The organism is Ruminococcus sp., assembly GCF_017650195.1.
Classification (GTDB): Bacteria; Bacillota; Clostridia; order Oscillospirales; family Ruminococcaceae; genus Ruminococcus.
The window spans coordinates 16780-34324 of the sequence record NZ_JAGCFH010000326.1; the positions used below are offsets into that span (position 1 = coordinate 16780).

Here is a 17545-nt window from a genome sequence, read left to right on the forward strand (position 1 = left end):
AATTTCCCGACAGTTTCCAACCGCTACAAAAGTAATTTACCCCGTTTTTTTATTGATTGAGCAACTTAAGTCCGTCAGCAACGACCTCACGCTCGTCGAAGTGGATATGCTCCATGCCTGCAAGGATTTGATAATCCTCATGTCCCTTGCCCGCAAGTACTATTATATCACCTTTCTCAGCAATTTTCAAGGCATGATATATAGCTTCCCGTCTGTCAGTCACAACGTCGTAGTTTACGGACATTCCTTCAAGTCCTGCAAGTATATCGTCAATGATAGCCTCCGGCTTCTCATTTCTCGGATTATCCGAAGTAACAATGAGCTTATCGGCGTATTTTGCCGCAGCTCTTGCCATTTTCGGGCGCTTGGCCGCATCGCGGTTGCCGCCGCAGCCGAAGAGGCATATCAGGTCGTTTTCGGTGTATTCCTTTACACTCCTAAGAATATTCTCAACAGCGTCGGGAGTATGGGCGTAATCGCATATAACTGTAAAATCGCGCCCTGTGGGAATTATCTCGCAGCGTCCCTTTACGCCGTTGTAATCTTCTATAGCCGGGATTATACTGTCTATGCCGAGACCTTCCTCAAGGCAGGCAGCAATAGCAGCTGTTATATTGGATACGTTGAAAAGTCCAGGCATCCTTGTCTTTATGAGATGTGACTTTCCGTCCCTACATAGCCAGAAACTGGAGCCAGTGGACTTTATCTTTATGCCGTCCGCATAGATATCTGCATTCTCCTTTACGCTGAATCCCTGCTTCTTGCAGTTTATCTCGCCCATAAGACGTCTACCGTAATCATCATCTATGTTGATTACAGCACATTCACATATATCGAACAACATTTTCTTAGCCTGATAATAATCCTCCATATCCTTGTGATAATCGAGGTGATCCTGCGTAAGATTTGTAAATACAGCCACATCGAAATATGAGGATCCTATCCTGTACTGGCACAGCCCGAAAGAAGATACCTCCATGACTACGTACTCGCAGCCTGCGTCAGCCATTTTTGCCAACAGCTCCATAAAATCATAAGCCATAGGCGTTGTATTGTCGGTATGAAGAATCTCGTCCCCTATCTCGTTCTGTATAGTACCTACAAGTCCCGTCTTGTGACCATTCTTCATAAGGATATACTTTATGACGTTTGTGATAGTTGTCTTACCATTTGTACCCGTTACACCTATCATTTTCATTTTGCGCTCCGGATGACCGAACCATGCGGAACATATCTGTCCATAGAGCTTTCTTGAATTGCTGGTGATGATTTGTCTGTCGCCCAGACCGAGATCACGCTCACATACTACCGCAGCTGCACCCTTTTCAAGCATTTCCGCAGCCGCCGTATGTCCGTCAAAACTCCCACCCTTTACGCAGACAAAGAGGCTACCCTCAGTCACTTTGCGCGTATCGTCTGTAACGGAGCTTATCTCAGTATCGCCTATAGCTGTAACAGCGTTGTTTTCGATAAGATCACTCAATTTCATTTTGTCTGCCTCCTGTCTTATTGTTTCTCTTTCTTTTAAAGTTATATCTTTGTATCATGCATGATATGTATCAGGTCATTCGCATATTGGATATGCGTCAGTCTGTAAACGTATCTGTTTCAAATTCAAGCTCTATTGTCGTGCCCTTTGGTACGTATGTGCCGGCTTCGTAAGACTGTTTCTTTACGTAAGAGCCGCTCTGTGAAGATACTACTCCCTTGGCGGTATAATTAAGCTCGTACAGGTATATCGACTGATTAGCTACCTCAGGCGAGCAGCCTATTAGATATGGTACCTTTACCATTTTCTCACTCTCTGTGTACTTTTCCGTATAAAGGTATACGCAGCCGTCCTTTGAGATAGCCTTTCCTGTCTGAGGAGACTGTTCAACGACCTCTATGCCGTTTCCAATCTCAACGTGTCTTATTCCCATTTCGTCAAGGGTCTTTTTGGCGTCGTCTATACTTGCTCCTGTAAGAAGAGGTACGTTTATATCTCGGTTTTTGAGCTCCTCCTCATTGTATTCCGGACTCATTCCGAGATACGGAAGTATCTCCTTAAGTATCTTCTCAGCACAGGGAACTGCACATTTGCTTCCGTAGTAAGCTCCAGGTGAGTTGTCCGGCATATCAGCAAGCACAAGGAGTATCAGCTCAGGGTCGTCAGCAGGTGTGAAGCATACATATGAAGCTCCGTACTCCAGACTGTTTCCCTCTGTCACGCTGTTATCGTTGAGATTCCTTACGACCTCAGGCTCGCTTCGTCTCTCTGAGGTACCAGATTTTCCGCCGATAGCATAACCCTTTATATCAACATTTCCGGAAGGGTTATCCTCGACTACTGTTCTCAGCGCCTGACGCATTTTAGTGGAGGTATCCTCCGATATGACCTGACGTCTTACGGTACGCTCATTCTTTAAAACTATATTGCCGTCGCCGTCCACTACCCTGTCAACAACGTATGGCTGAAGCAGATATCCGCCGTTTATGGCGGCACTACATGCAGTTATGAGCTCAATAGGAGTAACGGTCTCGCACTGTCCGAAGGCGGAGTAGGCAAGATCGATATGGGTCATCGCTTTTCTGCCTTCCGTATCTTCGATAGGCGGTATATCGCCCACCGCTTCCGCAGGGAGGTCTATGCCTGTCTCCTCTGCGAATCCGAAGGCTTCAAAATAGCTGTGAAATTTTTCTATACCAAGTAATTTTCCTAACTCCATAAACGCCGGGTTGCAGGAATCCGTAAGAGCCTCCTGGAATGTCCTCATGCCGTGTCCGGGTGGCAGCTTATGACAGTGTATCTCAAGCTCTCTCTGACCATCCTTGAACGTCTCAACACCTCTGCAATAATGGGACCATGTATCAGTATCTATGGTCTTTTCCTCCAACGTTGAGGCAGCTGTGATTATCTTGAATACTGAGCCAGGCTCGTATCTCTCACTTACGCACTTGTTTCTTAGCTGTCTCTCAACAGCCTCCGCTTCTGCGTCCTCCTTCTCCTTTTCAGTCGGGGAGTATATATTCTTTTCGTTATATACCTTATTTATCAGCATATCGCCGTTCAGCTCTCTCGGATCGTTCAGATTGAAGCTGGGATACTGTGCCATGCCGAGTATCGCGCCTGTTTTAGGGTTCATAAGTATAGCGCATGAACGGTTCTTGACATAATTCTCCTCTGTCATTTCCTTGAGGTACTTTTCAAGTATATACTGTATCTCTCTGTCGATAGTGAGGTAAACGTCGGAGCCGTCCTGCGGGTCGTAGGTCTTTGAATACTTGTATGGAAGAGCGTTTCCGTGGGAATCCTTTGCGGATATAGTCCTTCCGTCAACACCGGAAAGATACTTGTTGTAGGAAGCTTCTATCCCGTAATATACGTTTCCGTTTGTATAGCCCACAACAGAGGCAGCAAGGTCATCCTGAGGATAATAACGCTTTGTATCCTCGTTATAGCCTATGGATATAAAGCCCATGCTGTCAAAGAACTCATTTATCTCGTCAACAGTAGCTTTCTCCACCTTGCCCTTGAGCTCCCTGTACTGTCCTTCCGCATTGATAGCGGAAGTGAACTTGCTCTGAGCTATCTCCAGCTTTATGGATATGAATTCCGTAGCCTTTGCTACGAATTCCTCGGCAGAGGCTGGGAGCACGTCGAGCTCATTGCCCTCCTCATCGAACTTGGGTACGTATTTGCCGCTCGCCTTATCAAGATTTCTCTTGTCTATACGACTCTGCAGGCTTTTTACGTCCGCATTGAACTGCTTAGGGTCAACAAAGACCGTATATACTGTAGCGCTCTTTGCAAAGACAACTCCCTTTGAATCATATATAGAGCCTCTGTGGGCTGATACAGCCATAGAGGCAAAGTGCTGATTATTAGCCATATCCTGATATGTCTTGTTATCGAGCACAGAGATTTTAAAGAAATTTGCAGCCACTGACACGAACAGTACGCTGAAAACTGCCGTCATTACGAACTTTGTCCGGAATTTCATAGCCTTTGACGGATTTGTGTTTATCACTGAAAAATCTTCCTTCCGTGATGATCTATATAAATAAATAAAGGCAGGGTGTTTATGTGCCCCGCCTCTGAACATCTTATTTTTCTTCTGGGATGTCCTTTTCTTTTGATACGACGAAGGATTTATCGCTATTCAAGCGTGGAACTGCCGCTCCCGGACCCTATTTTCCGCCCGGGTCCGGGAACTGCGGTCCCGTAATTACGATCACCCGCTGTATCTCCTTGTTCTACATATAACCTCGGCATTTATATATATCTTGTTTTGCCGATAGTATTCATTTTATACAGGCAGTCCGTATGTTATATTTATATTGGTACTACCCTCTGAAATATTCCACGCATTTATTGAAAAAAGACTTTATTTTTGCTATCAAGCCCTTTTCCTTCTCGGGAATAGTTACGACGTCGCCCGTCTGTATGGTAATATAGTTTATCTGCGAGGAGTTTATCTTCTCCATTCCAAGAGACTTCGCATACTCCTCTATGCTCTTGGCAGATACCTTACCTTCAAGTTCAGACTGGAGTCTTACATTTTCGGCAGCGGCACTATCGAGCTTCTCGTTCAGGGCAAACACCTTGTTATACATGGTGTTGCGTTTATCAAGCGAATAGATTACCGAGCCGAGCAGTGCGGCAGCCAGAAGGGATACAAAGATTATCGATATGACCGAGCCACTTCGTGCTTCGTTCCTGCTCATCTGTATCTCGGGCTTATGCTCAGTTTCATCACGCACAACGTCGCCTGTATCGGTCGTCTCGTCCGAACCTGCATCGTCATAGCTGTCATAATTATAATAGCGTACAGTGTTTTCAGCCATTGCTTTCCGCACTCCTTTCTATTATTCTGAGCTTTGCGCTTCTGCTTCTGTTGTTTCTTTCGAGTTCCTGTTCTTTAGCCTCTAAGGGCTTTCTGTTCACAAGCTTTCCCTGCGGCTTGCGTCCGCATACACATTGGGGAAAATCTGGCGGACATACACAGCCTCTGCACCATTCCGCAAACTTCTGTTTTACAAGTCTGTCCTCAAGCGAGTGGAATGTTATGACTGCAAGGCGACCGCCTGCCCTCAGACTGAAGAAAGCATCCTCAAGCCCCTTTTCTAGGTGCTCGAATTCTCCGTTAACTACTATTCTTATTGCCTGAAAGGTCTTCTTACAAGGGTTCTTTTCGCGTCTCGCCTTCTGTGGAACACTTTCTCTTACGATATCCGCAAGCTGTAATGTTGTTTCTATCGGTGAAGCTTTCCTTGCCTTCACGATATTTGTAGCTATCCTTCTGGAGAATTTCTCTTCTCCGTACTCAAATATCATTTTTGCAAGCTCTGCTTCCGAAAAGGTATTAACAACATCTGCTGCGCTCATTCCCTCCTTGCTCATCCTCATATCAAGAGGAGCGTCGGAGTGATAAGAGAAGCCTCTGCTTCCCTCGTCAAGCTGAAATGACGATACGCCAAGATCCATTAGGATACCATCAGCATAGTCTATATCAAGTTCGTCGAGGACTGCTCTTATTTCAGAGTAATTTCTGTGCAGCACCCTTGCATTGGGATAGACAGAAAGACGTTCCGTCGCCACGGCGACAGCGTCTGGATCTCTGTCAAGAGCTATGAGCCTGCCTTTTTCGCTGAGGCGGGCTGCAATTGCAGAGGAATGACCTGCTCCTCCTGCGGTACCGTCAACATAGATACCGTCGGGACGAATGTCAAGTCCTTCGATACATTCCTCAAGCATTACAGGTATATGGCTGAATTCCATTAAACAATTCTCTCCTTACAGCCGAAAATACATCGGTAACGAAGGCAAAAAACGTCCGTATCAGATAACAAGATTCTCGAGAGCCTCGTTGATCTCCTCCTGAGTAACGCTACTGTTGAATTCTTCCCACTTGGACTTGTTCCATATCTCAGCTCTGTTATTCGAACCGATAACGACCACCTCATCGGTGATTCCGGCGTGATCCCTGAGCTGCTGTGTGATAAAAATACGTCCCTGCTTATCAGGAATCTGCTTATCCGCACCTGCAAGAAGTTTACGCCTAATGTCAGCGCCCTTCTTACCTGTTATAGAATAAAGCTTATCACAGTAGTCCTGAAATGCTTCTGGCGAGTAAACGGCGATGTAAGCGTCATCATGCCCTTGACAAAGGAAGAATTCAGCTCCGAGTATATCTCGTAGCTTTGTGGGGAAGCTCATACGGCCTTTCTGATCTATGCTGGGATAATAAGTACCGCATAAATGCTCTGCCATAGAACTCCGCCTCCCTTTCTTGTAACCTCAGGAATGATTTACCACTTTTTGGAAAATTTCACATCCAATCACCTTTTTTCACCCTAAACCTATTTTAGCATTAATAGGAATAAAAAGCAATTCGTGTTTTCAATGATTTTTCTCCACAAAATCGAAGATATTTCGTCGGTTTTGTTCAATCATTAACCTGATGTTAACAAGAAAAGAAACACCCGTTTTCTTTTTCGTTAAATATTTTTTCTAAGTTTTCACCTTTTTTCACCTTTTTGGGATAATTATAAGTTTTTTTCACCTCTCGGCTTCACCTTTCTTCACCCAAAAGGAGAAATAAGTCTCTGAATATAATGAGAAACTGCCCCCACTGATATCCAAAGACTTATTTCTTTTGTTCTTTAATATATATGTGGCTATGCGCCATTTATCAATCGTATGTATATGTAAGATTGAATTTTGAAGATTTTAATCCCATCATTAAAGAGAAGGGATATCCCTTCGCTGTTGTCTGTCCGTCAATGCTGACTTCTGTGACATAGCCTGTCTCTTCCGAATATACGGGCTGTATCCAGTTGCCCGGATCGTCCGACAATGTCACATGGTACGCCTTCTCAAGCTTTTTCTTTACAGTTTCGGCGTCAATATATGTTACCGTTCCCCAATGAGGATCAAAAGCAGCGTCATAGTCGCTAGGCACGCTTCTCAGATACGGGTAATCGGCATAGAATACTTCATAACAGTTTGCAGAACAACCGCCGCTTGAAGCAGAGAATACTGTCAGGGCATAGTTTCCGTCGTAGAATAGTGCCTCACCAAGTACATCATTGCAGGCGTCGATAACTATCTGCGGAGGATCAGGCTTGCCCCTAAGGTCACTGGAATCGTCTCCGTTATATTTTAAATATGTATATACGGCAACTGCCTGAGCCTTTATTGCTTCGTAGGAGAAACTACCACCAACTTCACGGTTGACTATCTCGGATACCACCTTAAGGGTATCGCCGGCAGGCTCGTGAGCTATTGTAAGCTCCTCCTCGTCGGTCTCCTCAGTATTCATAAGATAGGTACCTGGATAATAATGGAACAGGATATCCTGATATGTCCAACCTGCATAAGCCGCATAGAAATTAGCTCCATTCTGGCTCATTCCAACTCCGTGTCCCCAACCGTAGGTAACGAAGGCAAACTTTCCTGGCTGCTCTTCAACGCTCGGAGCAGTTCTTTCCGCTGGTATATCGCCAACAGCGGCGCCGGAGGTAACTAACTCCACCGCTGTGGGCTCCTTGGTGTGGCTGGTCGCCGCGTTCTTTGACAGAGTAGGCGTAGCCTTCCTAAGAGCGTTCTTCTTTTTTGCAATGTTTTCCTCTAGAGCCTTACGCTCCTCCTCGGAAAGCCCTGCATAAGGATCAACAGGTTCACCCACTCTTGCCATTTCAGGAGTGGCTGGCTCATAGCTTATGAGAGAAAGGCTGGAGCCGTATTCACTGACATCAGCTTTTTCCCAGTCCTCAGGCATATTGATATCCCTGTCCTCTTTTTCGTCAGAGACTTCAGAAACTGCTTCCGTTTTCGCAGCTGTAGTTTCCTCGGAGGCAGTTTCGATGACTGACGATACTGTCGTCAATTCCGTTGTGCTTTCCTCCGCAATGGTAACACTGGAAGAAGCAGATATCACCAAAGCGCCCGAGGTCAGAGCAGCTGCCCGTTTAAGCATTGTCTGTACCTTCATAACGATCTCCTTTTATATAATAATATAGCTGCTTACTGCTGAGGCTGCTCTTCATCCTGCTTCTCAGCATTTTCAGCTGCTTCCTTCTGGGCATTGAGAAATGCCTCCGTATGCTGTACGGAATTAAGGTCACCAGCGACCTCGCCATCTCTGAGCCTTCTTGCTACAACTATGAAGCGCGAGTTGTCCCAGTCAGCATAGCAGGTAGAAAGGGTCAGAAGCTGATCGCCATACTTCACATCAATACCAGTGTCAATGCCCCATGAACGCTTGCAGCAGTCGATGTAGAAATTGAAATCCTCTTCCGTGTCTATCTCTTCCATATTCCAGTAATGGAAGTCAGTAGCATCATAACTTCCGCTGGTAACAAGGTAGGCAAAAATAACATAATCGTAATCCCTGTAATTTGAACTGAGCTTTATGAAGGGATACTGATTGTAGAATTCAAAGCCGGCACGGTACTTCCTAAGGGAGCCCATCATTGTGCCGTCGTACCAACTGTGACCATATATCACCATGTTTTCTGAATGCTCTGCTTCATTGCTTCCAAAGGTATCGCGGTAATCTGCAAAGAGCGTTCCGCGATCGTAATACTGTCTGAACAGGTCCTTTTCGAGATAGTAGGAATCAGGGATATAGGCATCCGGACCATAATATGGGTCATTTGGTGCGACCTCACCAGGATCGAGCACGAATGGATAATCCACCTGCGTACCGTCTATCTTAATATAGCCCATTATATCCTTGTTGAGCCTCTTAAGAGACTTTGTCCTCTCGCTGACACCTGTCCTTGAAGGGACATAGGAGTACAGCTCCGAGAGATTTTCGGGTATTGCAACAGTGGTCGCCTCTGTGGGAACTGTAGTTTCCTCGCTCTTACTAATAGTGGGTACCGACTTATCATCCTTCCTAAGGAGAACCGCCACAGTACCTAGTCCAAGTGCAGCCGCGCACGCAACGCAAGCTGATATGATCTTGATAGATTTGCTCATGCTTATCACTTTCCTCCCTTTGGACCGTAGGGAACGAATTCAGCATTCGGATCGTAGTGCTCGTTGGGATAATCCGCATAGTAGATCGTAGGCCATTTGGGATTGGGATTAAGCCAGCTGTGCTGAGTACCCTTGAGTGGATCCTCTCCCTCTCTTACCATTCTTGCAAGAATGATAAGTCTTGCCCTTTCATCAGGGAAATAGGTACTGCATGTAGACAGTGTGAGCAGCGGATCTCCGTATTCAACGTCAACATCGTTAAGGAAGACCGATCTCCTCTTTGCCTCGTTCACAAAATCGTAGTAGGCGTTCTCGTCAGCAAAGTCAAGTATATTCCAGCAGTTGAATTCGGTATCCGTATTATCTGAAGCGTCAAGTACAAAGATTGCAAATATCTTGTACTGGTATTTTTCGTAATTGGAGCTGAGGTTTATAATAGGGTGCTGTCCGTAATATGCCTCGTTCCTGATGTAATATTTAAGTGATCCGAACATCTGATCGTCATACATATTATGGCCGTATATGATAAGATTGCCAGAATTTGGTTCTTTAAGGTAACCGTCATCACCTACATCATCAAAATGATTTCTGTAGTCGAGGAATATCTCGCCTGCATCATTTTCCGTAAGGTCATACTTTCTCCTGAGGTATTTATCATTGTCCTCAGCCTGAAGCACAGGATTATTGACAGGAGTATCAGGAATACTGATTACACCCACGATCTCATTGTTTATGTCGTAGAGCTTCTTTGCTCCCTCCAGCATACTTGTATACCGCTTACGAGTGTCACCTTCGGAAGTGTCCTCAGCTTTCACCTTTGGTTCCTGGGTCTCGGAGCTGTCATATATCTCCATGATCTCGTTATTCAGCTTCTTACTCTTCCAACGCTCATAGTAATAATTCAATATGAAAGAACCGCATACGATGATGACCGCCATGCTACTCAGGAAAACTGTTTTTCTTATGCACTCGCCGACGCTGTCTCCCTTATGGGGAAACAGGTCGATAAAGCGCTGTTTAAAGTTTTTCTTCTTTTTGTGCTTTTTCTTTTCTTCTGAAGCAAAGGTATCCATAGCAGCCTTCACGACAGGTGCAGATCCCTTCTCCTCTTTATTATATATAGCTCCGGAGGTTTCGCTACGTTTTCCTTCATCGGGCACACGGAAGATCTCCGTAGGAGCTTCTTTATTTTCAATATTATCAGCCTCTGTTGCTGCCTTTAAAGCCACACCAGAAAGGACATTTTCAGCTTTCTCCTCGTCCGGCTTTACCGAAAACACCTCTTCAAGGCTGTCGGCTTCGTATGTAGTAGGCTTTGCAGCATTCTCTGGGATACTCTCATATTCTACGGCATTCTCTGGAATATTCTCATATTCTACAGCTTCCTCCGGGATTTCTGCATACTCCACGGATTTCTCAGGAATATCCGCATACTCGGCGGCAGTATTCACAATATCAGTGAAATCACCGGCTATCTCCTCTGCTATCTCCTTAAGTTCCTCCTGAGCAGGAGTTTCCAGTCCGGGGATAAGATCGGATATGTCGGGAGAAGCATTTGCCGCATAAAGCTCCGCTGCTCTTTTCGCTTCCTCAGCCTGCTTTGCAGCCAAAGCTTTTTCGTAAGCTATAGCAGCATCAAGCTCGTCAAGTATATCAGCCGCTGTGGACTGTTTCTTTTCTTTTGCCCTCATTATGCGATCAGAAATACTCTCTGTACGTTCTGTTTCAGTTTTATTTTCGTAGGTCGTGGGAGCAACCTCAGCCTCTCCGTGTATAGACCTTCTTATAGCCTTTATTTTCTCAGCTCTGCGCTGAGCCTCTGAGCTAAACTCATTGAATTTGTCGCTCATCAGTCTGTGTCTCCTCCATCAGCATTTTTTCGACGATCTCAAAAGCATAAGCAGCGGCGCATCTCCTGATATTCCCTCTGCTCATATCGCTGAGTTTCCATAGTTCCGGCAGCTTTACAAACCTGCTGCCGCAAATGTCGAAACCGATATACACCGTTCCCACAGGAATTTCTGCAGTTCCACCCGACGGACCTGCTATACCTGTAACGGAAACGCAAACATCTGCACCCGAACACTTTTTCAGTCCGTTGACCATACTAAGTGCCGTCTGTTCGCTTACCACGCCGAAATCACGAATAATTTCAGCAGGCACCCCCAGAAATTCAGTCTTTATGCGCTCGGAATAGGTACAAAGCCCAAGTTCAAAGACCGCAGACGCGCCCGATACTGATGTTATAAGCTCTGAAAGAAGTCCGCCGGTACAGCTTTCAGCCGTAGCGATAGTCAGACCCTTCCGTTCTAATAATTTTACAACATTTGTGACTGTTTTGTCAAGTTTATCAGTGTCACATTCAGAAAATTTAACGCTAACCACTAAATCGCCGTCCTTGCTTTAGTTTACATTATACAAAAAAGATGTGATTATTTTGTGAAAAACTTAAAAAGAATCCTCGAAGTTAAACGTTTTCATTTCAGTGTTTTCCACAGCTTTCTGTATAAGCGGCTCGAAATCGAAGCTATTCTGCGCTTTTTCGATATCCGCAAGCTGAGGTCTTACTTTCGGATGACGGGGAGTAAATACGGTACAGCAATCCTCATATGGCAGCACCGATGTTTCAAATGTATCTATTTTACGTGCGATTTCGATAATCTCAGTCTTGTCCATTCCAACGCATGGACGAAAAACAGGTATACGGCACACTGCGTCAGTACACACCATAGCAGCCATAGTCTGACTTGCAACCTGTCCCACGCTCTCGCCCGTGATAAGCGCAAGGCAGTTGTCCTTTGCGGCGATGCGCTGAGCTATCTCCATCATAAGCCTTCTCATTATAATAGTAAAGAACTCCTCGGGACAGTGATCCTTTATAGCTTCCTGCAATTCGGTGAAGGGCACACAGTAAAAGGCTATGCCGCCACAGTAGTCCGTCAGCTTCTGACAGAGTTGCTCCACCTTGAGCTGTGCGCGCTCCGAGGTGTATGGAGGGCTTACATAGTGTATTGCAGCTATATGCACTCCGCGCTTTGCCATCATATAGCCTGCTACCGGACTGTCTATACCACCGGAGAGGAGAAGCAGCGCCTTTCCACTACTTCCCACGGGAAGTCCTCCTGCTCCTTTGATATTCTCAGCGTGAACGAAGGCGTTCTCGTCACGTATTTCCACCGTTACCGTAACCTCTGGATTTTTCACATCAACAGTGAGATTCGGGAACTTTTCAAGGAGCTTTCCACCAAGCTCCATGCATATCTCAGGTGATTTCATGGGGAAAGCCTTGTCCGAGCGCTTTGCGTTGACCTTGAAGGTCCGTGCACAGCTCAGCACATCGCCAAGGTACTCATAACTTTTATTGCATATATCCTCGAAGTCCTTCTCACATACGCAGGCGCGGCAGTATGTAGCGATACCGAATATCTTGCCTACTCTGTCAGCTGCCTCATTGAGGTCGATTTCCTCGTCAAGAGGAGTTATATATGTAGTGGACTGTGCACTGGTCAACTGAAAATGTCCAAGGGGTTTCAGTCTGCGCTTTATGTTCTTTATGAGCATATCCTCAAAGGTCTTTTTGTTCAGACCCTTTAGTGCCATTTCACCGTATTTTACAAGTATCAGTTCTTTCATATTCTTCTCCTATACTATTATAATATAATATCTGCGTCAGTGGAAGTATTGTATGTCTTCCTTGACATTGCAGTAAACAATCAGCTTTTTCCTATTTTTCATAACGTTTTTATTATACATTTCAACTTGTTCATCTATGCTGTAATATCTTAGTTCATCATCTTTAATCGGACGATAGCAGGTCTACGCTTCGCATGGTGTACCGTCCCTGAATTTTACAGCCCAGAACTTTTTTACTATCAGGCAGATAATAACAGTTTGAATTCTCTGCAATCAACTCACACGCTTTAACATTCTGACCTTTGCCTTTTACGATATACTCCCTGCCTTTCGGTATCTGTTCACCATTTTTTCGTAAACCCCGATAATATATGTATTAATGGCTTTCATGCAGTTTTCTACACAGACATTTCCTCATCTATACGATAGCCTAAAAAATGCTTATCAAAGCTATACTCCATGAACAAGAAAAACAAAAACAGCACAAACAGTATTATTGTGGCTTTTATCAGACCTTTCGAGAATCTCTTCTTCTGTTCCTCTTCCCAAATTATCCTCTTACCTTTTCAATGCCCTCGTGGAGAGCCTCACAGAGGATATCCAACTCCTCTTCCGTAGTCTCCACAGTCATGCTTATTCGAAGTGCACTGTCTGCACGCTTATCCTTGATGCCAAACTGTCCGAGTACACCGCTCTGCTGTCCCTTTGAGCAAGCAGAACCACTTGAAACATATATCTCTTTGCTTTCTAGGAAATGGAGCATTATCTCCGAACGCTTGCCCACAACTGAAATATTCACAACATAAGGCGAGCCGTCATCCGGAGAGTTCACTACAACTCCCTCTATACCGCTGAGTTTACCGAGAAGATTAGCTTTAAGTCCGCTTACCTTTTCATAGCGCTCCTTTATCGTCGGAGAAAGCTTCTTCACAGCCGCTCCGAAAGCCGCTATCATAGGAACGCTCTCAGTACCGGAGCGTATGCCCTTTTCCTGCTTGCCACCGGTAACTACTGGATGCACACGCACTCCCTTCCTTATATAAAGAGCTCCCACGCCCTTACCGCCGTGTATTTTATGACCGCTGATGGAGATAAAGTCTGCACAAAGGGTATTAGCCTTAACAGGGAACTTCATGAAAGCCTGTACGCAGTCTGTATGAGTGATAATGTCAGGATATTTTCGCTTTACCGCCGAAAAGGTCTCCTTTACGGGGAGGATATATCCTGTTTCGTTATTGACATACATCATGCTAACAAGACAGGTATCATCGTCGCAGGCATTTACAAAGTCCGTTTCATAGTACCGCCCGTCCTCGCGAGGAGAAACTCTCACTATCTCAAAGCCGTTTTTTTCTAGGTCAGCAGCAGTCTCCTCAACGGAAGCATGTTCAACTGCCGATATAACAATCTTTTTTCTCTTTCTGCCATAAGCAGCCGAAGCTCCCCTTAGGGCAAGATTATTGCTCTCGGTAGCCCCCGAAGTGAAGTATATATTATCGCTGTCAACACCTATTGCCAAAGCTATGGCTTTTCTTGCGTCGTCCACAAGTAGCTGCGCGTTAAGTCCGGCACGATGTAGCGAGGAGGGATTGCCGTATTTTTCGGTCATAGCCTCCACAGCCGCCGCGACCGCTTCAACGCAGGGCTTTGTGGTAGCGGCATTGTCAAGGTAAACTTCCATTTAAACTATTCATTCCTTTGTCATAAGTATTCTTTTAATTATACCACACTAAAAAAAAAAAAGCAACCGCCGCCGCAGCGCTGTCAGACTTCATATGATCGCAGATCATTTATCGAAAATATATTCGTTTTTTGTTGCATTTCTGTACCGTTTATGGTATAATTCTTTTGTATATCTATTCTTACGGAGGACAATATTTTGAAAAGGAGCATAGTTGACCTACGCTGTACAAAAGAAAAATACCTAACAGCATTCTTTATAGGCTTTGCGGCTATGCTGTTCACTATGCTTCCCATGATGATTGCGGAACACGGGTATTTCATATACTACGGCGACTTCAACGCTCAGCAAATACCATTTTACTGCCTTGTGAGCTCAGCTGTGAAAAACGGACAGCTAGGCTGGAGTTGGCTGACAGACCTCGGCTCTGACCTTATGACGTCCTACTCCTTCTACCTCTTCGGGAGCCCGTTTTTCTGGCTGATAGCCTTTCTTCCGAAGAGCATAATGCTCCGTGCGATACCGGTGATGCTCGCAGTAAAGCACGGCACAGCAGCTCTTACAGCTTACGCATACATAAGGCGATTTGTCCGCGGCAATAATGCTGCTCTTACTGGAGCTCTGCTTTACTCCTTCTCTGGATTTCAGATATTCAACATATTCTTCAATCACTTTCAGGACGTTACCGCGCTTTTCCCTCTTATGCTGATAGCAATGGAGGAATGTGTAAACTGTCACAGAAAAGGCCTTTTTGCTCTGTCTGTGGCGCTTTTGGCTTGCGTAAATTACTATTTCTTTGCCGGCCAGGCGGTATTTCTAGTAATTTACTATCTTTGCCGTAGAAAAAGTCCTGATTTTCATACCTCATGGCACACTTTTCTCGGACTCTGCCTTGAGGCTATAGTCGGTACGCTAATGTCTGCATTCATACTCCTGCCCTCGGCAATGGCTCTCATTGGAAATTTCAGGCTGAACGAACGACTTTACGGCGTGGACATGATAGCTTATGCTGACACTACGCTCATACCTAAGATAATACAGAGCTTCTTCATGCCATGCGATCCCCCAGGATATTCCGTACTTTTCAGCGAAAACTACGAACTGTGGGCATCTGTCGGTGGTTATATGCCTTTATTCTCAATGGCAGGCGTAATATCATTCATTCACCTTAGAAGAAAGCACTGGGCTTCAAGACTCACTGTTGTGTGCATAGTATTTGCATTTATACCCATACTCAACAGCCTATTTCAGGCTTTGAACTCATATTACTACGCCCGTTGGTTCTATATGCCGATACTGATAATGGCTATGATGACCGCCCATACCCTTGACGACGAAAGCTCAGACGGTTTCTTCGGCCTAAAGACGAACGCCGTTTTTCTTGCAGCCTTCGCAGTGATCGGCTGCTTCCCTCAAAAAACCGAATCTGGCAAAAAAACGCAGCTTTTCACGCTGCCTGAGGACATTCCATATTTCTGGGCAACTGTAGGTGTCGCAGCAGTCCTTCTGCTGTGCTGTGCACTAATATTCTGCAGAAAGAAAAATGGCACTCTCAATACAGCCTTCACCGTATTCGCTACCGCAGCCGCTTCGGTAGTATGCGTGTTCACTACAACTGTCTACGGCGCTGATAGTGCAGGCGCGGCCAGGAAGTATATCAGCGAATTCATAGACTATGAGAACGATGTATACGAAATGCCAGGCAGTAATGATTTCTTCCGCATAGACACCGGCTACAACAGTGAAAATGCCTCGATGATATGGGGCATACCATCGGTCAGAGCATTCCATAGTGTCGTTTCGCCATCAATAATGGATTTCTACAACTTTGTAGGCATCACCCGCGACGTGGCTTCACGTCCCACTCTCCGGGACTATCCCCTACGCAGCCTTCTTTCAGTAAAGTACTTCTACAAGGAAAAGGAAAAGGGGTGCAGCTATGATGAGCTCATTTCCAGAGTATCCGCCCCAAGGACAAGAAAGGCTTTATCAGACCCGGAAGAAGAGGACATAAGCAACGCTCTTATACCTAACGAGCTCACAGGCTTTGAATACGCCGGCGAGACCGAAAACTTCGAAATATACGAGAATAAACTGTTCATACCTATGGGCTGGGCTTATGACACCTACATCACAAAATCTACGGCAATGAAAAAAAGTGAACTGAACCGTGAGATAATGATGCTTCGTTCCATAATTCTTTCAGAGGAACAGGCAGAAAAGTACAGTGATATCATGGAGGAGCTCGACCCTTCAAGTTCCTCAGCCATGAACCGCCGCACTTATGAGTTTTTCTGCCGTCAGAAGCAGCAGTGCTGCGCGGATAGCTTCGTTTATAACTCTAACGGGTTCCGTTCTGTAATAGAACTGCCGAAGCCTCAGTTAGTATTTTTCAGTGTTCCCTACAGCAAGGGCTGGAGCGCCGAGATAAACGGTAGAAAAGCCGATATTGAGCGAGTGAACGAGGGCTTCATGGCTGTAAAAGTCGAGGCCGGAAAAAATACTATAGTATTCACCTACAGAACGCCTTATCTTACAGCAGGCGTTATAATAAGCCTAACAGCAACCGCAGCACTTGCGCTGTACGTACTGATATGCCGCAGAAAGTTCGGTAATAGCAAAAGCTTCCCGTTCCGGCACTATTACGGCTACAACTCATGTCAGAAACTAAAGACCGTCCTGTATCACTGCGACAGTCTTTTCAGCAAAAAGGAGGATAAATAATGCATTTACAGGAAAAAACTATATCCAGCGACCTTATATACAAAGGGCCTATCTTTACCATAACTCACGACAGCGCCGAGCTTGAAAACGGCAAGACCGCTGTCCGGGATGTACTGCACCACAACGGAGGAGTATGCGTAATACCGATAACCGAGAACAACGAAATATTTCTCGTAAAACAATTCCGTTATCCCTTCCAGTCGGTTACACGAGAAGTACCTGCCGGAAAGCTCGAAAAGGGCGAAGATCACGGCGAGTGTGGAAGACGTGAGCTCCTTGAGGAAACAGGCTATACCTGCTCGGAGTACATCTTTCTAGGTGAAATGCTCCCAACTCCGGCATACGACAGCGAGATAACATATATGTATCTTGCAAGAGGACTGCGATTCAGCAGACAAGACCTTGATCCCGACGAATTTCTCGACGTCGAACGCATCCCCCTCTCAGAGGCGGTAAAGCAAGTAATGGACGGAACTATACGTGACGGAAAGACACAGATAACAGTTCTTAAAGCAGCCCGTATACTCGGGATATAAGAA

At 45.4% G+C, this 17545-nt stretch carries 13 protein-coding genes and 1 pseudogene; 2 read left to right on the forward strand and 12 right to left on the reverse strand.

The genetic code is table 11. From position 1 onward, the window contains the following. Positions 1–49: 49 nt before the first annotated feature. The 12 genes and pseudogenes from J6U00_RS14630 to J6U00_RS14685 form a co-directional block, all read right to left on the reverse strand. Entirely contained in the window at positions 50–1489 is a 1440-nt protein-coding gene (locus J6U00_RS14630) for a UDP-N-acetylmuramoyl-L-alanyl-D-glutamate--2,6-diaminopimelate ligase (RefSeq protein ID WP_296583095.1), read from the reverse strand. A gap of 97 nt (positions 1490–1586) precedes the next feature. After that, positions 1587–4010: a penicillin-binding transpeptidase domain-containing protein gene (locus J6U00_RS14635; RefSeq protein ID WP_296583098.1), complete on the reverse strand. Its 2424-nt coding sequence runs from the start codon at positions 4008–4010 to the stop codon at positions 1587–1589. Positions 4011–4326: 316 nt separating this feature from the next. Then, positions 4327–4827, reverse strand: coding sequence for a hypothetical protein (locus J6U00_RS14640; RefSeq protein ID WP_296583100.1), 501 nt, complete (start codon positions 4825–4827; stop codon positions 4327–4329). Continuing rightward, on the reverse strand, positions 4820–5761 hold the full coding sequence (rsmH, locus tag J6U00_RS14645; protein WP_296583102.1) for a 16S rRNA (cytosine(1402)-N(4))-methyltransferase RsmH: 942 nt from the start codon (positions 5759–5761) through the stop codon (positions 4820–4822). Before rsmH ends, J6U00_RS14640 begins: the two co-directional genes overlap by 8 nt. A 60-nt stretch (positions 5762–5821) precedes the next feature. Then, positions 5822–6253: a division/cell wall cluster transcriptional repressor MraZ gene (locus J6U00_RS14650; RefSeq protein WP_296583104.1), complete on the reverse strand. Its 432-nt coding sequence runs from the start codon at positions 6251–6253 to the stop codon at positions 5822–5824. 421 nt (positions 6254–6674) lie between these two features. Beyond that, on the reverse strand, positions 6675–7304 hold the full coding sequence (locus tag J6U00_RS14655) for a SpoIID/LytB domain-containing protein (protein WP_296583148.1): 630 nt from the start codon (positions 7302–7304) through the stop codon (positions 6675–6677). 6 nt (positions 7305–7310) lie between these two features. Next, a pseudogene (locus tag J6U00_RS14660) lies at positions 7311–7415 on the reverse strand (stage II sporulation protein D); the annotation flags it as partial. 593 nt (positions 7416–8008) lie between these two features. Then, positions 8009–8968 (reverse strand): class B sortase, encoded by a 960-nt coding sequence (locus J6U00_RS14665; RefSeq protein ID WP_296583106.1) that lies wholly within the window; start codon positions 8966–8968, stop codon positions 8009–8011. A gap of 5 nt (positions 8969–8973) precedes the next feature. Next, positions 8974–10818 (reverse strand): sortase, encoded by a 1845-nt coding sequence (locus J6U00_RS14670; RefSeq protein WP_296583108.1) that lies wholly within the window; start codon positions 10816–10818, stop codon positions 8974–8976. Beyond that, positions 10799–11353: a CinA family protein gene (locus J6U00_RS14675; RefSeq protein WP_296583109.1), complete on the reverse strand. Its 555-nt coding sequence runs from the start codon at positions 11351–11353 to the stop codon at positions 10799–10801. The genes J6U00_RS14670 and J6U00_RS14675 overlap by 20 nt, the downstream gene beginning before the upstream one ends. A 63-nt stretch (positions 11354–11416) precedes the next feature. Next, complete coding sequence (gene thiI, locus J6U00_RS14680; protein WP_296583111.1) at positions 11417–12601, reverse strand: tRNA uracil 4-sulfurtransferase ThiI; 1185 nt, start codon at positions 12599–12601, stop codon at positions 11417–11419. A gap of 550 nt (positions 12602–13151) precedes the next feature. After that, entirely contained in the window at positions 13152–14282 is a 1131-nt protein-coding gene (locus J6U00_RS14685; RefSeq protein ID WP_296583113.1) for a cysteine desulfurase family protein, read from the reverse strand. A gap of 198 nt (positions 14283–14480) precedes the next feature. On the opposite strand from J6U00_RS14685, the gene J6U00_RS14690 reads away from it, so the two are divergent. Beyond that, the gene (locus J6U00_RS14690) at positions 14481–17006 is read left to right on the forward strand and encodes a YfhO family protein (protein ID WP_296583114.1); all 2526 of its coding nucleotides are present in this window, start codon (positions 14481–14483) and stop codon (positions 17004–17006) included. Beyond that, positions 17006–17542, forward strand: a complete 537-nt coding sequence (locus J6U00_RS14695; RefSeq protein WP_296583116.1) for an NUDIX hydrolase — start codon at positions 17006–17008, stop codon at positions 17540–17542. The genes J6U00_RS14690 and J6U00_RS14695 overlap by 1 nt, the downstream gene beginning before the upstream one ends. Positions 17543–17545: the final 3 nt, after the last annotated feature.

What these genes read in the sequence shown, in the direction of transcription:
- J6U00_RS14630 (WP_296583095.1), bottom strand. Translation starts at nt 1,489, where the DNA reads ATGAAATTGAGTGATCTTATCGAAAACAACGCTGTTACAGCTATAGGC.
- J6U00_RS14640 (WP_296583100.1), bottom strand. Translation starts at nt 4,827, where the DNA reads ATGGCTGAAAACACTGTACGCTATTATAATTATGACAGCTATGACGAT.
- rsmH (WP_296583102.1), bottom strand. Translation starts at nt 5,761, where the DNA reads ATGGAATTCAGCCATATACCTGTAATGCTTGAGGAATGTATCGAAGGA.
- J6U00_RS14650 (WP_296583104.1), bottom strand. Translation starts at nt 6,253, where the DNA reads ATGGCAGAGCATTTATGCGGTACTTATTATCCCAGCATAGATCAGAAA.
- J6U00_RS14655 (WP_296583148.1), bottom strand. Translation starts at nt 7,304, where the DNA reads ATGAATACTGAGGAGACCGACGAGGAGGAGCTTACAATAGCTCACGAG.
- J6U00_RS14665 (WP_296583106.1), bottom strand. Translation starts at nt 8,968, where the DNA reads ATGAGCAAATCTATCAAGATCATATCAGCTTGCGTTGCGTGCGCGGCT.
- J6U00_RS14670 (WP_296583108.1), bottom strand. Translation starts at nt 10,818, where the DNA reads ATGAGCGACAAATTCAATGAGTTTAGCTCAGAGGCTCAGCGCAGAGCT.
- thiI (WP_296583111.1), bottom strand. Translation starts at nt 12,601, where the DNA reads ATGAAAGAACTGATACTTGTAAAATACGGTGAAATGGCACTAAAGGGT.
- J6U00_RS14685 (WP_296583113.1), bottom strand. Translation starts at nt 14,282, where the DNA reads ATGGAAGTTTACCTTGACAATGCCGCTACCACAAAGCCCTGCGTTGAA.
- J6U00_RS14695 (WP_296583116.1), top strand. Translation starts at nt 17,006, where the DNA reads ATGCATTTACAGGAAAAAACTATATCCAGCGACCTTATATACAAAGGG.